The sequence below is a fragment of the Planctomonas deserti genome (assembly GCF_003067705.1).
GTDB lineage: Bacteria > Actinomycetota > Actinomycetes > Actinomycetales > Microbacteriaceae > Planctomonas > Planctomonas deserti.
On record NZ_QANL01000025.1, the window covers coordinates 1 to 833 of the forward strand.

General features: G+C 61.8%; 2 protein-coding genes. Both read left to right on the plus strand.

Annotated features, from left to right (window positions below; genetic code table 11):
• The coding region (locus tag DAI20_RS19290; RefSeq protein WP_159085125.1) for an alpha/beta fold hydrolase at window positions 1-246 on the plus strand (246 nt) is incomplete at its 5' end.
• A gap of 295 nt (window positions 247-541) precedes the next feature.
• Window positions 542-833: DUF6984 family protein (locus DAI20_RS19295; RefSeq protein WP_159085126.1), on the plus strand; the 292-nt coding region annotated here is incomplete at its 3' end.

An 833-nucleotide genomic window follows, 5' to 3' on the forward strand; every position in this document is an offset into this window, starting at 1 on the left:
GTGTTCCTGCGCCAGAGCGCGCTGGAACGCCGCGATGGGCATGATGTGCTGGCCGGTTACCGCGATCCGCTGTTGATCGTCTGCGGCGCAAACGACCGCATCACGCCGCTGGCGGTGAGCGAGGAAATGCACGCGATGGTGCCGCACTCGCAACTGGTGGTGGTGCCCGACTGCGGGCACCTGGCACCGATGGAAAAGCCGGAAGAGGTCAGTGCGGCGATGCGCGGGTGGTTGCTGCAGGCGTAGGCCAAAGCCGCTTCTGGTGGGTGCGGACCTTGGTCCGCACCGATGCCCGGTCGCGCGCTGAAGAAATGTGCCAACCAAGGTTGGCACCTACCACAGGCAGGTCGGAGCACCCACCCGGTAGATCCACGCCATGCGTGGATGCGGTTTGCGATCCATTACATGCTCGTCGGTCATTGCCAAGTGTCACTGAAACGTGGATTCTGCATGCGGCACTACAGCATCAGTCCAACGCGATGAAAGCAGGACCGGAGGCGCGGTGAGGCGGTACGGGAGCAGCCCTGAGATCAACGATGCGATGAGCAATCCGACGCGTGCCGTTTCCGGCTTTGAAAGGCAGTTGATCGAGGCTGTGGCATCTCATCTGCCTGAGGCCTCTGCCTTGCAGCTTCACGCCGACCTTGCTTCCGCAGCGGCCGTAGAAATGGGTCCTGGTGGAGCTCGGGTGGGATTTGTCATTTCCGGATATGAGCGTCCGCCGTATCAAGGGCAGCACGCGTATCCCGTCGAGTTGCAGATGCAGGACGCAGATGGTGCTGAACTCACGCCGATTCTTCATGCGGACGCAAATGACCGTCTACTGGAGCTGG